The sequence below is a fragment of the Ruminococcus sp. Marseille-P328 genome (genome assembly GCF_964249465.1).
Lineage (GTDB): Bacteria > Bacillota > Clostridia > Lachnospirales > Lachnospiraceae > Blautia_A > Blautia_A faecis.
In genome coordinates this window covers 64,496-79,158 of the sequence record NZ_CAXUBQ010000018.1, presented here as the reverse complement: position 1 = coordinate 79,158, position 14,663 = coordinate 64,496, and the positions used below count along the sequence as shown (strand labels likewise).

At 44.3% G+C, this 14,663-nt stretch carries 13 protein-coding genes and 1 pseudogene; 1 reads left to right on the top strand and 13 read right to left on the bottom strand.

The window, feature by feature from the left end; genetic code table 11:
* Positions 1 to 92: 92 nt before the first annotated feature.
* The 7 genes and pseudogenes from ybeY to ACESTK_RS13490 form a co-directional block, all read right to left on the bottom strand.
* Positions 93 to 590: an rRNA maturation RNase YbeY gene (gene ybeY, locus ACESTK_RS13520; protein WP_226840922.1), complete on the bottom strand. Its 498-nt coding sequence runs from the start codon at positions 588 to 590 to the stop codon at positions 93 to 95.
* Between the two features lie 171 nt (positions 591 to 761).
* Positions 762 to 1,781: a PhoH family protein gene (locus ACESTK_RS13515; protein ID WP_118578388.1), complete on the bottom strand. Its 1,020-nt coding sequence runs from the start codon at positions 1,779 to 1,781 to the stop codon at positions 762 to 764.
* Positions 1,782 to 1,857: 76 nt separating this feature from the next.
* Complete coding sequence (locus tag ACESTK_RS13510) at positions 1,858 to 3,057, bottom strand: sporulation protein YqfD (protein ID WP_373119983.1); 1,200 nt, start codon at positions 3,055 to 3,057, stop codon at positions 1,858 to 1,860.
* Positions 3,058 to 3,074: 17 nt separating this feature from the next.
* Positions 3,075 to 3,134, bottom strand: a pseudogene (locus ACESTK_RS13505) (hypothetical protein); the annotation flags it as partial.
* Between the two features lie 32 nt (positions 3,135 to 3,166).
* Positions 3,167 to 3,433, bottom strand: a complete 267-nt coding sequence (locus ACESTK_RS13500) for a YabP/YqfC family sporulation protein (RefSeq protein ID WP_118578390.1) — start codon at positions 3,431 to 3,433, stop codon at positions 3,167 to 3,169.
* Positions 3,434 to 3,507: 74 nt separating this feature from the next.
* Positions 3,508 to 4,056, bottom strand: a complete 549-nt coding sequence (locus ACESTK_RS13495; RefSeq protein ID WP_118578391.1) for a DUF2284 domain-containing protein — start codon at positions 4,054 to 4,056, stop codon at positions 3,508 to 3,510.
* Between the two features lie 79 nt (positions 4,057 to 4,135).
* Positions 4,136 to 5,077: a tRNA dihydrouridine synthase gene (locus tag ACESTK_RS13490; protein WP_373119982.1), complete on the bottom strand. Its 942-nt coding sequence runs from the start codon at positions 5,075 to 5,077 to the stop codon at positions 4,136 to 4,138.
* Positions 5,078 to 5,490: 413 nt separating this feature from the next.
* Between ACESTK_RS13490 and ACESTK_RS13485 the strand changes: the two genes are divergently transcribed.
* On the top strand, positions 5,491 to 6,648 hold the full coding sequence (locus ACESTK_RS13485) for a pyridoxal phosphate-dependent aminotransferase (RefSeq protein ID WP_195379699.1): 1,158 nt from the start codon (positions 5,491 to 5,493) through the stop codon (positions 6,646 to 6,648).
* Between the two features lie 241 nt (positions 6,649 to 6,889).
* On the opposite strand, the gene rlmH is transcribed toward ACESTK_RS13485, so the two are convergent.
* From rlmH to ACESTK_RS13455, 6 genes are all read right to left on the bottom strand, one after another.
* Positions 6,890 to 7,369, bottom strand: coding sequence for a 23S rRNA (pseudouridine(1915)-N(3))-methyltransferase RlmH (gene rlmH / locus ACESTK_RS13480; protein WP_118578394.1), 480 nt, complete (start codon positions 7,367 to 7,369; stop codon positions 6,890 to 6,892).
* Positions 7,370 to 7,672: a Dabb family protein gene (locus ACESTK_RS13475; RefSeq protein ID WP_118578395.1), complete on the bottom strand. Its 303-nt coding sequence runs from the start codon at positions 7,670 to 7,672 to the stop codon at positions 7,370 to 7,372.
* A 151-nt stretch (positions 7,673 to 7,823) separates the two neighbouring features.
* Positions 7,824 to 10,985 (bottom strand): DNA translocase FtsK 4TM domain-containing protein, encoded by a 3,162-nt coding sequence (locus ACESTK_RS13470; protein ID WP_373119980.1) that lies wholly within the window; start codon positions 10,983 to 10,985, stop codon positions 7,824 to 7,826.
* Positions 10,986 to 11,055: 70 nt separating this feature from the next.
* Positions 11,056 to 11,931 carry an undecaprenyl-diphosphate phosphatase gene (locus tag ACESTK_RS13465; RefSeq protein ID WP_118578397.1) on the bottom strand — a complete coding sequence of 292 codons (876 nt, stop codon included), beginning with the start codon at positions 11,929 to 11,931 and terminating at the stop codon, positions 11,056 to 11,058.
* Positions 11,932 to 12,202: 271 nt separating this feature from the next.
* Positions 12,203 to 13,600, bottom strand: coding sequence for an NADPH-dependent glutamate synthase (gltA, locus tag ACESTK_RS13460; protein ID WP_148462574.1), 1,398 nt, complete (start codon positions 13,598 to 13,600; stop codon positions 12,203 to 12,205).
* Positions 13,600 to 14,487 carry a sulfide/dihydroorotate dehydrogenase-like FAD/NAD-binding protein gene (locus ACESTK_RS13455; protein WP_118578399.1) on the bottom strand — a complete coding sequence of 296 codons (888 nt, stop codon included), beginning with the start codon at positions 14,485 to 14,487 and terminating at the stop codon, positions 13,600 to 13,602. Before ACESTK_RS13455 ends, gltA begins: the two co-directional genes overlap by 1 nt.
* Positions 14,488 to 14,663: the final 176 nt, after the last annotated feature.

Sequence of the window (14,663 nt, the reverse complement as noted above, 5' to 3'; positions counted from 1 at the left end):
CGCTTTGCAACTGCCATCCGGAACTTTCATAGTAACTTATTCACGGCAAACAGCAAAAGCCTCTCCAGCTATAGGGTCATGCACAAAAAAATTTAACGGGTAATTCCAAGTTCCTCCAGTGCCTTCGCCTGGCGTGCTTCCATATCTGCGGCTTCCTCCGGAGTCATGTGATCGTATCCCAGAAGGTGTAGCATACTATGTGCAACTAGGAAGCAAAATTCCCTCTTTACACTGTGTCCATACTCTTCTGCCTGGGCAGCAGCACGTTCTGCAGAAATCATAATATCTCCCAGAAGAAGCTCTCCACTGTCAAGATCAAAGCAGGACTCATCATCTTCAGCCACAGAATAATCTGCCGGTGTCTCAAATGGCAGCATTGGAAAAGAAAGAACATCAGTAGCTCTCTCAATGCCACGGAACTCTGTATTTACCCTTTTAATCTCTTCATTATCGGTGAGAACCAAATTTACCTGTGCATCCCATGGACATTTCTCCATGTCAAGCACCTTCTCTGCAACCATCTTCGCAAGCGCCGGACAGTCAAGTCCAAGGTCAAAATCGGTCTCGCATTCGTATTCTATTGTTACCAAAACTTATTCCTCCTGTATGACATCTGCCTGATTTCTCAAACAGGCGACACCATATGTTCAATTTTACTATTTTGTTTGAATTATTCTGTAAAATTCACATTTCAGTTTCAAATTAATCTTCCCACAGGATATTGATTGTCATTTACTGAAAATTTTGTCCTGGCTTCCCAATTACCGGCTTGTCCGCCGAACTGCCCGCTTCTGGGTCTTTTCCTGGGCTTTCGCTTCCTCTTTCTCAAATGCTTTAACAATGTCCTTCACGATCTTGCAGCGGACAACATCACGGTTCGTCAGGGAAATAGTAGCAATATCGTCTACATTTTTCAAAATAGAAGCACACTTCTGAAGTCCGGAATCCGTCTCTTTGGAAAGGTCGATCTGTGTTACATCGCCGGTAAGAATCATCTTAGAACCAGTACCAATACGGGTAAGTGCCATTTTCAAAATAGGAAGTGTGGCATTCTGGCTCTCATCAATGATGATCATACTGTTATTCAAAGTACGGCCTCGCATATATGCAAGAGGTGCAACCTCAATGATTCCCCGTTCTCTTAACTTCGCAGCCTGATCTGGCCCGAATACGTCATTTAGTGCATCGTAAAGCGGCTTCAGATAAGGATCAACCTTCTCCTGTAAATCTCCCGGAAGGAAACCAAGCTTCTCGCCCGCTTCAATGGCCGGACGGCTGAGAATGATTCTCTCAATCTCGTCATTCCGGTACAGCTCTGCCGCATAAGCAACTGCCAGGTATGTTTTACCTGTACCGGCAGGTCCGATACAGATAGTAACCGTATTGTTCTTCAAAGCAGTGATATAATTTTTCTGTCCAATTGTCTTAGTTCGAATTGGAATATTCTTATAATTCAAAGTCACTGCATCCCCCAGCACCTTGCGGGTGCTGTCTGCAATATCCTCCTCGCTGTCATCCTCTTCCTCGGTCTCATCCAGAAAACGATGGATCATATCCACGGAAAGCTGCTGCTGTTTTTCAAGAGCTTCCTTCATGGCTTCAATAATATTCACAGCTGAATGTATCCTGCCGTCATTAGTCCCACTTACGGTAATGCAGGAATTTCTCTGGGTAATGGATACGCCAAGACGATTCTCAATCACCTTGATCAGCTTATCATTGATTCCAAAAAGCTCCTGTAAAATATCTAATGAGTCAATCTCTATATTCGTGGATTTCAAAAACTGCTCCTCCTTGTGTCTGTTCAAAAATATCTCTGGGTAAAAGTATACCACTCTAAAGATTGTTTTTCAACACTTATGATTCCTGACTGAATTCTATATTCTGCTTCTTTCCGCTTTTTTCATCTACTGTCAATGTACCCTGCACAGTACAATTTGTACTGTCAAATGTGACTGACAACCGGGAATCTGCAATTCGGATTCCTTTATTCAGAAGTTTTTGTTCATATATTCTCAGCTGCTGTACTGCTTTCTTCTGAGCCTGTTCTTTCGTGTAAACTGTGCTCTGTATCTTATAAGGTGTTCGGGTGATTTTTCCCAGGGAAAAAGGAAGGACGAAATTCTCGGTAAGTTTCCAAGGGATTTCTTCCGTTGAGGTTATATATCTGGATTTTTTTCCTGTATCTGCGCCAAAAACGAAGTCACCAACACGAAAATACCAGCTGGTTTTTGAAGTGCCGCTTTGAACCTTTTTTTCATAGGAAAGGGGGACCTCCTGATAATAAGCAATCTGATGGCGCACATAAATGTCTGCGTCTGCCGGAACGTATTCCACACGTACAACCTCCTGGCTGTCATTCAGGATTGGCACCTCGCCAGATACCAGAATATCACCCTGTTTGCAAATGTCTCCAGTTTTAACAAGTGGAGTTCCATTTCTGATAACCATATTCACAATTTTTCCATCCAGGTCGGAAATCAGATTGCATGGGGAGTTGGTTTGCTGGATATCTTCTGTGAGGTTTTCTTCCTGAATGGTAAGAAGAAGCCGGGTACCCTGAACCCTGGCAGAAACAAAAGTAATATCCGGGTAGTTTTTCCTGAGAAGGTCGGCAATCCGGGTACAGTTAACCTGATTTTTACGGATCCCATGGGTAATTCCCTGCTGGTCCAGAAATTCCAGAAGCTGAGGGGTGGAATTTTTTACATTTCCATCAATGTGGATATTCCAGATGTGGCCAGAGAGCCAGAGCAGCAAAACCACACAAAGAAGTAACCCGGCTGTAAAGCACTTTCGTTTTTGGATTCTGAGCAGTAAAAACGGCAGACCTCTTTTTTTTAGAATATGGATACGGACTCTGGTCTTTCTATGTATGGGAAGGAGTTTTCGGAAATCATTTATGGAAATGCGAGTTGTTATGTTTTTTTCTGACAGATAACGGATTCTTTCCAAAGAGACAGCTCTGGCGTGGCACAAATTCAGGAAGCGTTCCAGCTGGTCACCGGATACTGAAAGTTCTAAAAATCCATGGAGTATTTTTTCGGGGTTATTCATTTTAATCTCGCCTCCATTTATATTGGATTTACGATGTACTGCCGGACGGCAACCGAATTCAGGTAAAATATACCGCAAACCGGAGCTTGCAGACTGCGGGAATGATTTTTCAAACACGCTCTAACATTACCGACAAAATCTGCCCTTTTATTTCCATTTCCCAAGTAGTGTAATGAAATATTTCCAGATTTTTCCCTTGAAGGATCACGCGTCCCTGGCAGGTAACCACGATTAATTTCTCGCTTGTATAGGATAAGATGCTTTTATAATTTTCAATCTGTACCTGCGACGGTCCGGTAATCGTTATAATAGGGGCTTTACAGGACAGGTCACCAGGAAGTTCCATAGCTGTCATAAAACGTTCTGATACAGACATAAAAAAAGCCTCCCGGTCTTTATCTCTAGCTTATGCGGGAGGTTTTCTTTTCATTCTGATTTACAGTTAACAGATCACGCTCTCTGGCGAAAAAGCACCAGAGAAAACCACAGAATGGTATTTCCGCCAAGATTATATTCCATGGAATGATGCTCTACCAGCTCATTTACCACTACACCGTGACTTTCCAGGCAGGGATGCATTTTCTCAGGGAAGCGACAGGGCTTTCCGTCTAAATAGGCACAATGCTCGCAAAGATCGCAGGATTCAGTGGACAAGGTAAATGTCTCAAATCCCTCCCCTTTCAAAAATCCGGCTACCTCTGTAGTCAGCTCCTCGTGAGCATCTCGGGTAGCAAGCATTTCCGCCATGTTCATCACATCGGAAACCTCTGCCACACTGGAAAAAAGGATTCCATTTGGATAACTGTGGATTCGCTTCCCACATTCTTCCAGACTGCCCACAGCAGGGGGACAGGCCCAGGTAGTGCCGTAACGCTCACACTCCTGTTTGCAGATGATCCGCACCCGCTCTCTTACCTCTATTTCAGCAGTATCCACAAGGCGGTATTCATAAATGGGATACTGAGATATAAATTCTTCAAAACGATCGGTATTTAACATGTTATTCCTCTTTCGAATTATTTATTGCTATTTAGCCCGCCAAGGGGGATCCTTTCAGCGTTCTAAATATCCAAAATACTTAATCTATCAAATCCTGCTCTGCAAATAAACTGGATACCACAGACGAATACTCTGACAGATGCTGGGATTTCTTGATTTTCTTGGCATATTTCTCATAATTTGTAAAATTAACGGCCATATAGCTCCATAATTCTTTCATACGGAACAGCACATTCCGTTCGCCGGAAAGAAGTTCCCGATACTCTTCGAAAAGACAATCATGGAATTCTCTTACTGTCTTTTTATCCTGACGAATGCCTTCCCGGATCTCAGTTACCAGCCCCGGATTCGTGATCAGCCCTCTTCCATACATGAAGCAGCAAGTGTCTGGAAAACGCTCTGTAATCCGCTTATAATCAGCTGCAGAAAACAGATTCCCATTATAGCAAAGTGGCATTTTCAGACGGTTTACAGCCTTCTCATAAGCTCCGAGCCGCGGCACTCCGCGATACATATCTGTCTGAATCCTTGGGTGGATGATCAGTTCATGAATGGGATATTTTTCATAAATGGCCAGCAGATACTCCCAGTCTTCCTCGTAGTGAGTTCCAATTCTGGTCTTTATGGAAATTTTCATATCAAGTTTCGAAAAAATCTGATCCAGGAACTGATCCAGCTTCTGGGGCTCTGCCAGAAATCCGGCACCCTTTCCCTTCGCTGTAACTGTTCCAGAAGGACAACCAAGATTCAGGTTCACTTCCTGGTGTCCGTAATCATCTTTCAAAAGCTGGGCAGTACGGATAAAATCATCTGCATTGCAGGTCAGGATCTGGGGAACCACGTACATTCCCTCATTCCGCTCCGGTGACACCTCGCAAATTTCCTGGAAGCTCAGGTTTTTCTTCGGCTTGGCAGAAATAAACGGAGTAAAATATTTATCCATGGGATGATAAAACCGGTGATAAGTCCGGCGGTATACAAAGTTTGTCACGCCCTCCATAGGGGCCATGTAGTCTTTCATTTATATCCTCGCATGTCTTTTTATTCAAATCAAGGGGGGGGATTTTCTCAGCTGCTTTATTTAGAGCTTTCACCATGCAAAAAATTCCTTAAATTCTTCGAGAAACTTTTTCATTTTCTTTTCCTCCCTTGGTTTGATATAGCCAATTATACACGTTTCTCCAATTTTAGACAATGCCCTCTTAAGTGTCAGCTGCTATTTTTTCTCTAAAATCTATACAATAAAGAACTTTACCCCTAAATCCAGCAATGCACGGCAACCATCCCATTTTCGTTTTCTAATAGTAATACAAATGTCTTTCCTGAAAATACAATTTTGTCTTGCACTCTGTTATGGTACTGTGATAAAATAAATAGGATTTTTAGCATAAACCTATTGGTTTGGCATTTTGATAGAAAGAAGGCTTACTTACGATGAATTTTTCCAAAAGACTGAATTTATTTGGAGATGAAATTTTTGCCGCGCTCAATGAAAGGCGGCTTGAACTTGAGAAACAGGGAAAGAAGATCTACAACATGAGTGTTGGAACGCCGGATTTCCATACACCGGATCATATTAAGAAAGCACTGATGGAAGCTGCTGCTGACGATCAGAACTGGCGTTACAGTCTCCGCGATCTGCCTGAGCTTCTGGATGCGGTCTGTGCATATTACAAGAAGCGCTTCCATGTGGAAATCACACCGGATATGGTAATGTCCGTTTATGGCAGTCAGGAAGGCATGGGACATCTTGGCATGACTTTATGCGACGAGGGAGACGTGGTTCTTCTTCCAGATCCGTGCTATCCGGTTTTCGCAGCAGGAAGCAAATTAGGAGGCGCAGTTCCTTACTACTACCCGCTTGTAGCAGAGCATGATTTCCTGCCATATGTAAAGGATATTCCAGAAGATGTGGCTCGCAAATCCCGTTACATGGTAGTCTCTCTTCCATCCAACCCGGTAGGAAGCATTGCCACACCAGGACTTTATGAAGAAATTGTTGCATTTGCAAAAAAATACGATATTTTAATTATCCATGATAATGCATACAGCGACATTATCTTTGATGGTGTGGAAGGTGGAAGTTTTCTTGCCACTCCTGGTGCGCGGGAGGTTGGTGTTGAGTTTTTCAGCCTTTCCAAATCCTTTAACGTAACCGGCGCCAGAATCAGCTTTCTCATTGGAAATCCAGAAATCATCTCTGCTCTTAAAAAGCTTCGCAGCCAGATCGATTTCGGTATGTTCCTGCCAATCCAGAAAGCTGCTATCGCTGCTCTTGAGGGACCTCTGGACAGCGTAAAAGAACAATGCAGACAATACCAGGCACGCCGTGATGCTCTATGCGACGGACTTGCTTCCATTGGCTGGGAGAAGCCAAACGGCAAAGGAACTATGTTCGTATGGGCAAAGCTTCCGGGAAAACGCACGGACAGCATGGCATTCTGTATGGAATTAATGGAAAAAGCCGGTGTCATCGTTACTCCTGGCGCAAGCTTTGGTCCTCATGGGGAAGGATATGTGCGCTTCGCGCTGGTACTTCCACCAGAGAAAATCAAAGAGGCTGTGGAATCTATCCGTACAAGTGGAATTTAAGTACCACTTCCAAATTTATCTTCAAATATATTGCAAGCTTTAACAAACCGTACACCACACGTTTTGCGCGTTATGGCAGCAATCACCAGAAACTTACACAAACGTCGGCTTTAGGTTTTGACTGATTGCTCGTGTAAACTAATAAACTCCCGGATGTTAGCTGCCTCGAACATGCTCTAACATCTGGGAGTTCTTGTGTCTGTAATTATCATTTATGGAACTTTACAAAAATGAAATCTCATTATTTATGATAAGGCTCATGATTCATAATCCGATATCCCCTGTAAATTTGTTCCAACAGAATCATCTGCATCAATTGATGCGGAAACGTCATTCTTGAAAAACTGAGCTTATAATCTGCCCGTTTCAAAACAGCATCAGAAAGCCCAAGTGATCCTCCGATCACAAAGGCAATGCTGCTTTTTCCCTGAACGCCTAATCTGGCAATCAGGTCAGAAAGCTCTACAGAATCCAGCATTTTACCCTCTATAGCAAGTGCAATCACATAATCTGTATCGCGAATATGGCTAAGAAGCCGATTGCCCTCCGTCTCTTTGATCTGACGGTTCAGCGCATCGGAAGCTTTATCCGGAGTCTTCTCATCTGGCACCTGGATAAAATTCAACTTACAGTAGCGGCCAAGGCGCTTGGCGTACTCTGCAATTCCGTCATTCAGGTATTTCTCTTTAATTTTTCCAACTGTGATAATACGAATTTCCATTTACACCTCAAAGTCCATTGCTACACGGTCGCATACATTTGGTCTTACGTAAGTGTCCGCAACATGAACATGATTCGGATTTACTGCATAGGCAGCCAGTGCCTCAGCGCTCTCCAGCTCAGTGATCAGGCACAAATCACGTGTGCTGGATGGAAGAAGGTCTGTAACAACCTCTGCCTTAATGAGCCCTGGCACAACACCAACCAGACCTTCAAGATGTTCTTTGATCTGTGCTTTTAATTCAGGCTTCTTCTCCTCAGGAATCTCTTCTTTAAATGACCACATTACCATATGTTTTACCATTTCTATTGTCTCCTTTACATGTATTATATTTTCTTAACTATTACTCCAATTCATACTTCTGATAATCCGTCCTCATAGTTTATTTTAAACGTATTTAGACAGGCTCTGTGCTATTATTCATATACAAATTTTCATAACATGAATTAATTTCCTATAAATGTTCTTCCACATATGACTGGAATTCCTCCATAGACATAAGTACCTTACGTGGCTTGGTGCCCTCTTCCGGTCCTACAACCCCTGCATCGCACAGCTGGTCCATAATACGGGCTGCGCGGTTAAATCCAATCTTATACATTCTCTGCAGCATACCGATGGAAGCCTTTTCCTTCTCAATAATGAACTTACCCGCCTGCTCGAAATAGACATCCCGCTCATTGCCGCCGGAGCTTCCGCCAGCTGTAAGAACCGCATTGTTCATCTGCTGTTCAATCTTATTGTCGTAATCTGTCCGTGGATTTTTATCTGCAAGGAAATCCACAATATTGCTGACTTCGTCATCTGAAACAAAGGCTCCCTGCAGTCTGGCAGGCTTCTGGTAGCCCTGCGGATAAAACAGCATATCTCCTTTACCAAGAAGCTTCTCTGCGCCGTTCATATCCAGAATGGTTCTGGAATCCACACCGGAAGTAACTGCAAAGGCAATACGTGACGGCATGTTCGCTTTAATAAGACCGGTAATAACATTGACAGACGGTCTCTGGGTAGCAATAACCAGATGGATGCCTGCAGCACGGGCCAGCTGGGCCAGACGACAAATAGCGTCCTCCACATCCCCTGGTGCAACCATCATAAGGTCTGCAAGCTCATCTACGATAATGACGATCTGACACATTTTCTCAGGGCGCTGCTCTCCCTCCGGGAACTTCATCTTCTCAATCTTGCGGTTAAACTCTTCCAGATTTCGTACCCCATACTCTGCAAAAGTATTGTAACGGTTACTCATCTCATTTACTGCCCAGTTCAGAGCTCCGGCAGCTTTCTTCGGATCTGTGACAACTGGAATGAACAGATGCGGAATACCATTATAAACACTAAGCTCTACCACTTTCGGGTCAATCATGATCAGCTTGACCTCGTCCGGCTTGGCTTTATATAAAATACTGATAATAAGTGTATTGATACAAACAGATTTACCGGATCCGGTGGAACCTGCGATCAGAAGATGGGGCATCTTGGCAATATCTGCCACGATCGTCTTACCCTCAATATCTTTACCAGCAGCAAAAGCCAGCTTGGATTTGGCATTCATAAACTCCGGGCTCTGGATCAGATCACGGAGCATAACCGCACTGTGTTCTTTATTTGGTACCTCGATACCTACAGCTGCTTTACCCGGGATCGGAGCTTCGATACGGATATCCGGCGCGGCAAGATTCAGCTTGATATCATCAGAGAGACCTACGATCTTGCTTACCTTTACACCCATTTCCGGCTGCAGCTCATACCTGGTAACTGTAGGTCCGCAGCTTACGTTTGTAACCTTGGCATTTACTCCGAAATTATACAGGATTTCCTGTAATTTCTGAGCTGTCTTTCGAAGATGGGAATCAGAGTCTCCCTGGGATTTCCCATTTCCACGTTTCAGAAGATTCACAGGCGGATACTGATATTCCTTTTTCACCGCCGCTTCCTGGGTTTTGATCTCATGCTGGATATTTACAATTCCGTTGGCAATCTCCTGCCTGGAAGACTTAGGATTCTTCGCCGACTGACGGGAAGTAGTTTCATCCGAAACTCCATTCCCCGCTGCCATTTCGTCAGAAGCTTCAGAAAAGTGGAAGCCAGAAGTTGCCGGAGATCCATGGGCAGCACCACCTGCTGCGCCAGAAGTATCTCTCGTCAAAGCAACTGCATTCTGCATGGTAGCCATAGCTTCATTAAAATCCACTCCATCATAACTGTTTTCTTCTTCCTCTGCCTCAGCTGGTTGGTCACTGCTAACTGGATTTTTCATATAGACAGTACCGTCCTCTTCCGTGGTATCCTTTTCCATAGAATATGACGGTACAGGATCATCTTGTCCAGAGGAGGCGCTCGTATTCAGATCTGGCTCGTCTGACTGCTCTGGCTCAGAACGGTGAATTGCAAACTGCAGCTGTGTTTCCTCCTGTGATTCTCTGTCATCAATTGACAGATCATCATCCTGGACCCGATACTCACTGATATCCACATACTTTCCTGTATTAATCGGAAGATTCTGAGCAGAAGCACTCTCGGAAAATTCTCCATTCACTGTAGTCATATTCTCCAGTGATCCTGCATCTCCCGGATTCATGGCATTCTCTGGATTTAAAGGAAATTCCTGATCCACAGATTCCCCGCTTTCCTCGGAATTTCTATCTTCAAATAAATCTGTCCCTGCAAGAAAGCTTGTAGAATCCAGGTTTTCTCCTCTTCTGCCCCGGGTCTGGTTATTTCCACGCATTCTCATCCGGGAATTTGCCCTGGAATCATTTCCAGCTGTCCTGGAAGCCTTTTTCCCTTTCTGTTTGGCTGCCTTTTTCTCAAAACGGGATGGTTCTTCCACCATATCTGAAGCAATCCCTTCTTCGGCAAGTGCAGCTTCCAGCTCCTGCATCCTTTTCTCACGGCGCTCCTGGGCTGCCAGCTGGCGCTGCTGGACTTTCAGCTGCTTCTTCAGCTGACGCTCCGGTGCTCCCTCCTGATAGAGCGCCTGCTGCCCCTTCACAGCTTCCAGGATCTTATCATAAACCTTATACAAAAATCCCAGGAAAGAATGCTGCGTGATCAGGATCAAACATACCAGGATCACAAGTACAATGATCACATAAGCACCGATGGTTCCAAATGCGGAGATTGCAGAAATACAGATTGCGCCTCCAATGGCTCCGCCACCAGTACGATACTCAGAACTGATCCTGTAATATTCTGCAAGAGTTGTACTCTCTGTATAGCCTTCTGTAAAAAGCTGCGCCAGTCCACAGCAGATCAGAAACAGAACTGCGGCGGCGGCTGTTTTTTTATAAGCAAGCACATTTCCCTTATTGGAGATCAGAAATGCTGCCATAATAAAAAGTACAACGGGAAAAATATAAGCCATCAGTCCCATTACTCCCATGAGTACCTTGCTGATGCTTCCTCCGACATTTCCACCAAGTCCGACACAACTTACCATAAGAATGATTGCTGCCGCCATCAGCACCAGAAGTATGATTTCCGTCTGAAAGCCGCTGGATATTGACTGCTTTCCTGCTGTATTCTTTTTAGACTGGGTACGTGCGGAAGATTTTTTCTTCGCGGATGTACCACGTTTGGTTGTTGATTTCTTCGGCGTATTAGACGCTGCCATTAAAAAGTTCCCCCTTCATCAGGCAAATTTGTAACCGATCCGTGTTTCTGTAAGCTTTCCTGCCGGACAGTTATGCAAAATTGCTAATAAGCGCTATGGCTCCTGCCACAAAACAGTAAAATGCGAAATAGCGCAGTTTCGCATGCTGCAAAATGCGGAGCAGATTGCGTATCATAAAATATCCAACTACTCCCGCCACGATCATACCAAAGACATAGGTAAATCCAAGAGACACACTCATCTTTGGCGTGGTAAACTGTCCAAGCTCCAGAAAAAGAGAGCCCAGAACTGCCGGAATGCTGATAAGATAAGAATATTTCACTGCAAATTTCCTGCTGAAACCGCATAATAAGCCTGCACAAATCGTCATTCCACATCTGGATATACCTGGAAATACGGAAATCCCCTGACAAATTCCAATCCACATGGCATTGTCATAAGTCACATCTTTCGGTGTCTTGATTCCACCGATATTACTGAGGTCTGTCACAAGAAGAAACACTCCTGTCACAAGGATACATGCTCCTGGAAGAAGCGGGGAAATCGCCGCTCTTGTCACCAGTCTTCTGCAAATGTATCCAAGCAATGCTGTGGGAATAAATGATACAGCCATAATCGCTGTAAATTTACGGTATGTTCCGTGCACCACTCTGGCATAGTGGAGATTCTCACCGGTTTTCCTGTTGTGAAAATAGATATTTACATTCCCGATTATATCCATGATCATGCCCAGAAGCTCCTCTCCGATCCGGCGAAGATCCTCATGGAATGCAAAAAAAACTGCCACCATCGTGCCTATGTGAAGAAGCACTTCAAAAAGGACTGCAGTGTTTCGTGTAATTCCCATTGCATTTTCTATGGCTGCCAGATGTCCGAAACTGCTCACAGGAAGAAACTCCGTGATTCCCTGAACAATTCCTAATAAAATCGCCTGTAAAACTGACATATTCAATATTTCCTTTTCTTTGGGATAAGACGGGCCGCGAAAACCCGTCAAGCGTACTTATTATACCACAAAGCAGGCAAAGATACAACTTTAATCGAACGACTGTTTTGTCTGCAGATTGCAGGAATGATTTTTCAAACACGCTATAATATATAGAAAAAACCCTGCCTGAGATTTCAAACCGAAATCCCAGACAGGGAACTCATACCTTCTTACTTCTCAGAAAAAAGGTGCATATATTTGTTACTGTCCATTTTGAGGCCAGCAGCTTTTATTTTGCATATTTGCTCTTAATATACTCATCGATGCCGCGTGCACCTGCTTTACCTGCTCCCATAGCAAGGATAACAGTGGCAGCACCTGTAACAGCATCTCCACCAGCATATACGCCTTCTTTTGAAGTCTTACCAAACTCTTCGTCAGCAATGATACATTTTCTCTTGTTTACATCAAGACCGATGGTTGTAGAAGAAATCAGCGGGTTCGGGCTTGTACCAAGGGACATGATAACAGTATCAACGTCGATGGTAAACTCAGAACCAGGAATCTCAACAGGGCGTCTTCTTCCGGAAGCGTCCGGCTCGCCAAGCTCCATACGGATACATTTAATACCGGTTACCCAGTCTTTGTCATCTGTAAGGATCTCAACAGGATTGCAGAGAAGATCAAACTGTACGCCCTCTTCTTTTGCGTGATGAACTTCCTCTTTACGTGCAGGAAGCTCTGCTTCTGATCGACGATAAATAATATGTACCTCTGCGCCAAGACGAAGTGCAGTTCTTGCAGCGTCCATAGCAACGTTACCACCACCAACAACAGCAACCTTCTTGCCATGTGCGATCGGAGTATCATAATCCTCACGGAATGCTTTCATAAGGTTGTTACGTGTCAGGTACTCGTTAGCGGAGAATACACCGTTAGCCTGCTCACCCGGGATTCCCATGAACATAGGAAGTCCGGCACCGGATCCGATAAATACAGCCTCAAAGCCCTCATCTTTAAGAAGCTCGTCGATTGTTACGGATTTACCAATGATAACGTTGGTCTCAATCTTAACACCCAGAGATTTTACGTTCTCAACCTCTGCTGCAACTACTTTGTCTTTTGGAAGACGGAATTCCGGAATACCATAAACAAGAACTCCACCAGCTTTGTGAAGTGCCTCGAAGATTGTTACATCGTAACCCATCTTTGCAAGATCTCCGGCGCAGGTAAGTCCGGAAGGACCGGAACCGATCACTGCAACTTTATGTCCGTTCTTCTGTGCAGCCGGAACTGGTTTGATACCATTCTCCTTCGCCCAGTCAGCAACGAAACGCTCCAGTTTACCAATGGAAACAGCTTCCCCTTTCAGACCGCGGATACATTTACCCTCGCACTGTGTCTCCTGAGGACATACACGTCCGCAAACAGCCGGAAGAGCACTGGACTCACCGATGATCTGGTAAGCTTTTTCAAAGTTTCCTTCTTTTACTTCATGAACGAAGCCTGGGATATTGATAGATACCGGGCATCCTTCCATACATTTTGCTTTCTTACAGCCAAGGCATCTGTTTGCTTCTTCCATTGCCTCTTCTTTATTGTAACCAAGGCAAACCTCTTCAAAGTTAGTAGCACGAACCTTAGGAGCCTGCTCTCTGACTGGTACTTTCTTTAATACATCTGCCATTATTTGTCACCTCCACAATGTCCGCATCCGCCGTGATGGGTATCGCCTTCCTGAAGCTTCAGAAGAGCACGTCCCTCTTCGGTCTTATACATCTGCTGTCTCTTCATGGCAAGGTCGAAATCAACTTTATGTCCATCAAATTCCGGTCCGTCTACGCAGGCAAATTTCACTTCGCCGCCAACCATTAAACGACAGGCTCCGCACATACCGGTTCCGTCTACCATGATCGGGTTCATGCTGACAACTGTAGGAATGTTCAGTTCTTTTGTTAACAGGCAGACAAATTTCATCATGATCATCGGTCCGATTGCAACGCAGAGATCATACTCTTTGCCCTGATTCTGCACAAGGTCACGAAGTACATCTGTACCCATACCTTTACGTACATAAGAACCATCATCTGTAGTAACATACAGATTACATACTTCTTTCATCTTGTCCTCAAGAATAAGGAGATCCTTTGTCTTGGCACCAACGATCGCATCAGCGGTAATGCCATGCTCGTGAAGCCATTTCACCTGAGGATATACAGGAGCTGTACCAACACCACCTGCTACGAAAACGATTTTTTTCTTCTTAAGCTCTTCGAGATCTTCATGGCAAAGCTCAGATGGCTGTCCCAGAGGTCCAACAAAATCTTCGAAGTAATCGCCTGCTTTCAGCTGGGCCATTCTGGTTGTTGAAGCACCAGCCGGCTGGAAAACGATTGTTACAGTACCTTTCTCTGCATCATAGTCGCAGATTGTAAGCGGAATTCTCTCTCCTACTTCGTCCATTTTCACGATGACGAACTGGCCAGGCAGACAATGCTTAGCCACACGAGGAGCTTCCACATCCATAAGAAAAACATTTGCAGAAAGTTTCTCTGCGTTGAGTATCTTATACATAGTTCCCTCCTGAAGTACTATATTTGTTGCTGCTCACTCCGCGGGCAGTAACCTATATTTAACCGTCACTTCATGTATATGTCCGCTGTATGGACACTTGTGTCGGTCATATCCTATAACACTATAGCACAAAAAGACAGGTTAGTAAAATAAAATTCTCCTGTTTTTCTTATATT

What these genes read in the sequence shown, in the direction of transcription:
- ACESTK_RS13510 (WP_373119983.1), bottom strand. Translation starts at nt 3,057, where the DNA reads ATGAATAACCCCGAAAAAATACTCCATGGATTTTTAGAACTTTCAGTA.
- ACESTK_RS13500 (WP_118578390.1), bottom strand. Translation starts at nt 3,433, where the DNA reads ATGTCTGTATCAGAACGTTTTATGACAGCTATGGAACTTCCTGGTGAC.
- ACESTK_RS13495 (WP_118578391.1), bottom strand. Translation starts at nt 4,056, where the DNA reads ATGTTAAATACCGATCGTTTTGAAGAATTTATATCTCAGTATCCCATT.
- ACESTK_RS13490 (WP_373119982.1), bottom strand. Translation starts at nt 5,077, where the DNA reads ATGAAAGACTACATGGCCCCTATGGAGGGCGTGACAAACTTTGTATAC.
- ACESTK_RS13485 (WP_195379699.1), top strand. Translation starts at nt 5,491, where the DNA reads ATGAATTTTTCCAAAAGACTGAATTTATTTGGAGATGAAATTTTTGCC.
- rlmH (WP_118578394.1), bottom strand. Translation starts at nt 7,369, where the DNA reads ATGGAAATTCGTATTATCACAGTTGGAAAAATTAAAGAGAAATACCTG.
- ACESTK_RS13475 (WP_118578395.1), bottom strand. Translation starts at nt 7,672, where the DNA reads ATGGTAAAACATATGGTAATGTGGTCATTTAAAGAAGAGATTCCTGAG.
- ACESTK_RS13470 (WP_373119980.1), bottom strand. Translation starts at nt 10,985, where the DNA reads ATGGCAGCGTCTAATACGCCGAAGAAATCAACAACCAAACGTGGTACA.
- ACESTK_RS13465 (WP_118578397.1), bottom strand. Translation starts at nt 11,931, where the DNA reads ATGTCAGTTTTACAGGCGATTTTATTAGGAATTGTTCAGGGAATCACG.
- gltA (WP_148462574.1), bottom strand. Translation starts at nt 13,600, where the DNA reads ATGGCAGATGTATTAAAGAAAGTACCAGTCAGAGAGCAGGCTCCTAAG.
- ACESTK_RS13455 (WP_118578399.1), bottom strand. Translation starts at nt 14,487, where the DNA reads ATGTATAAGATACTCAACGCAGAGAAACTTTCTGCAAATGTTTTTCTT.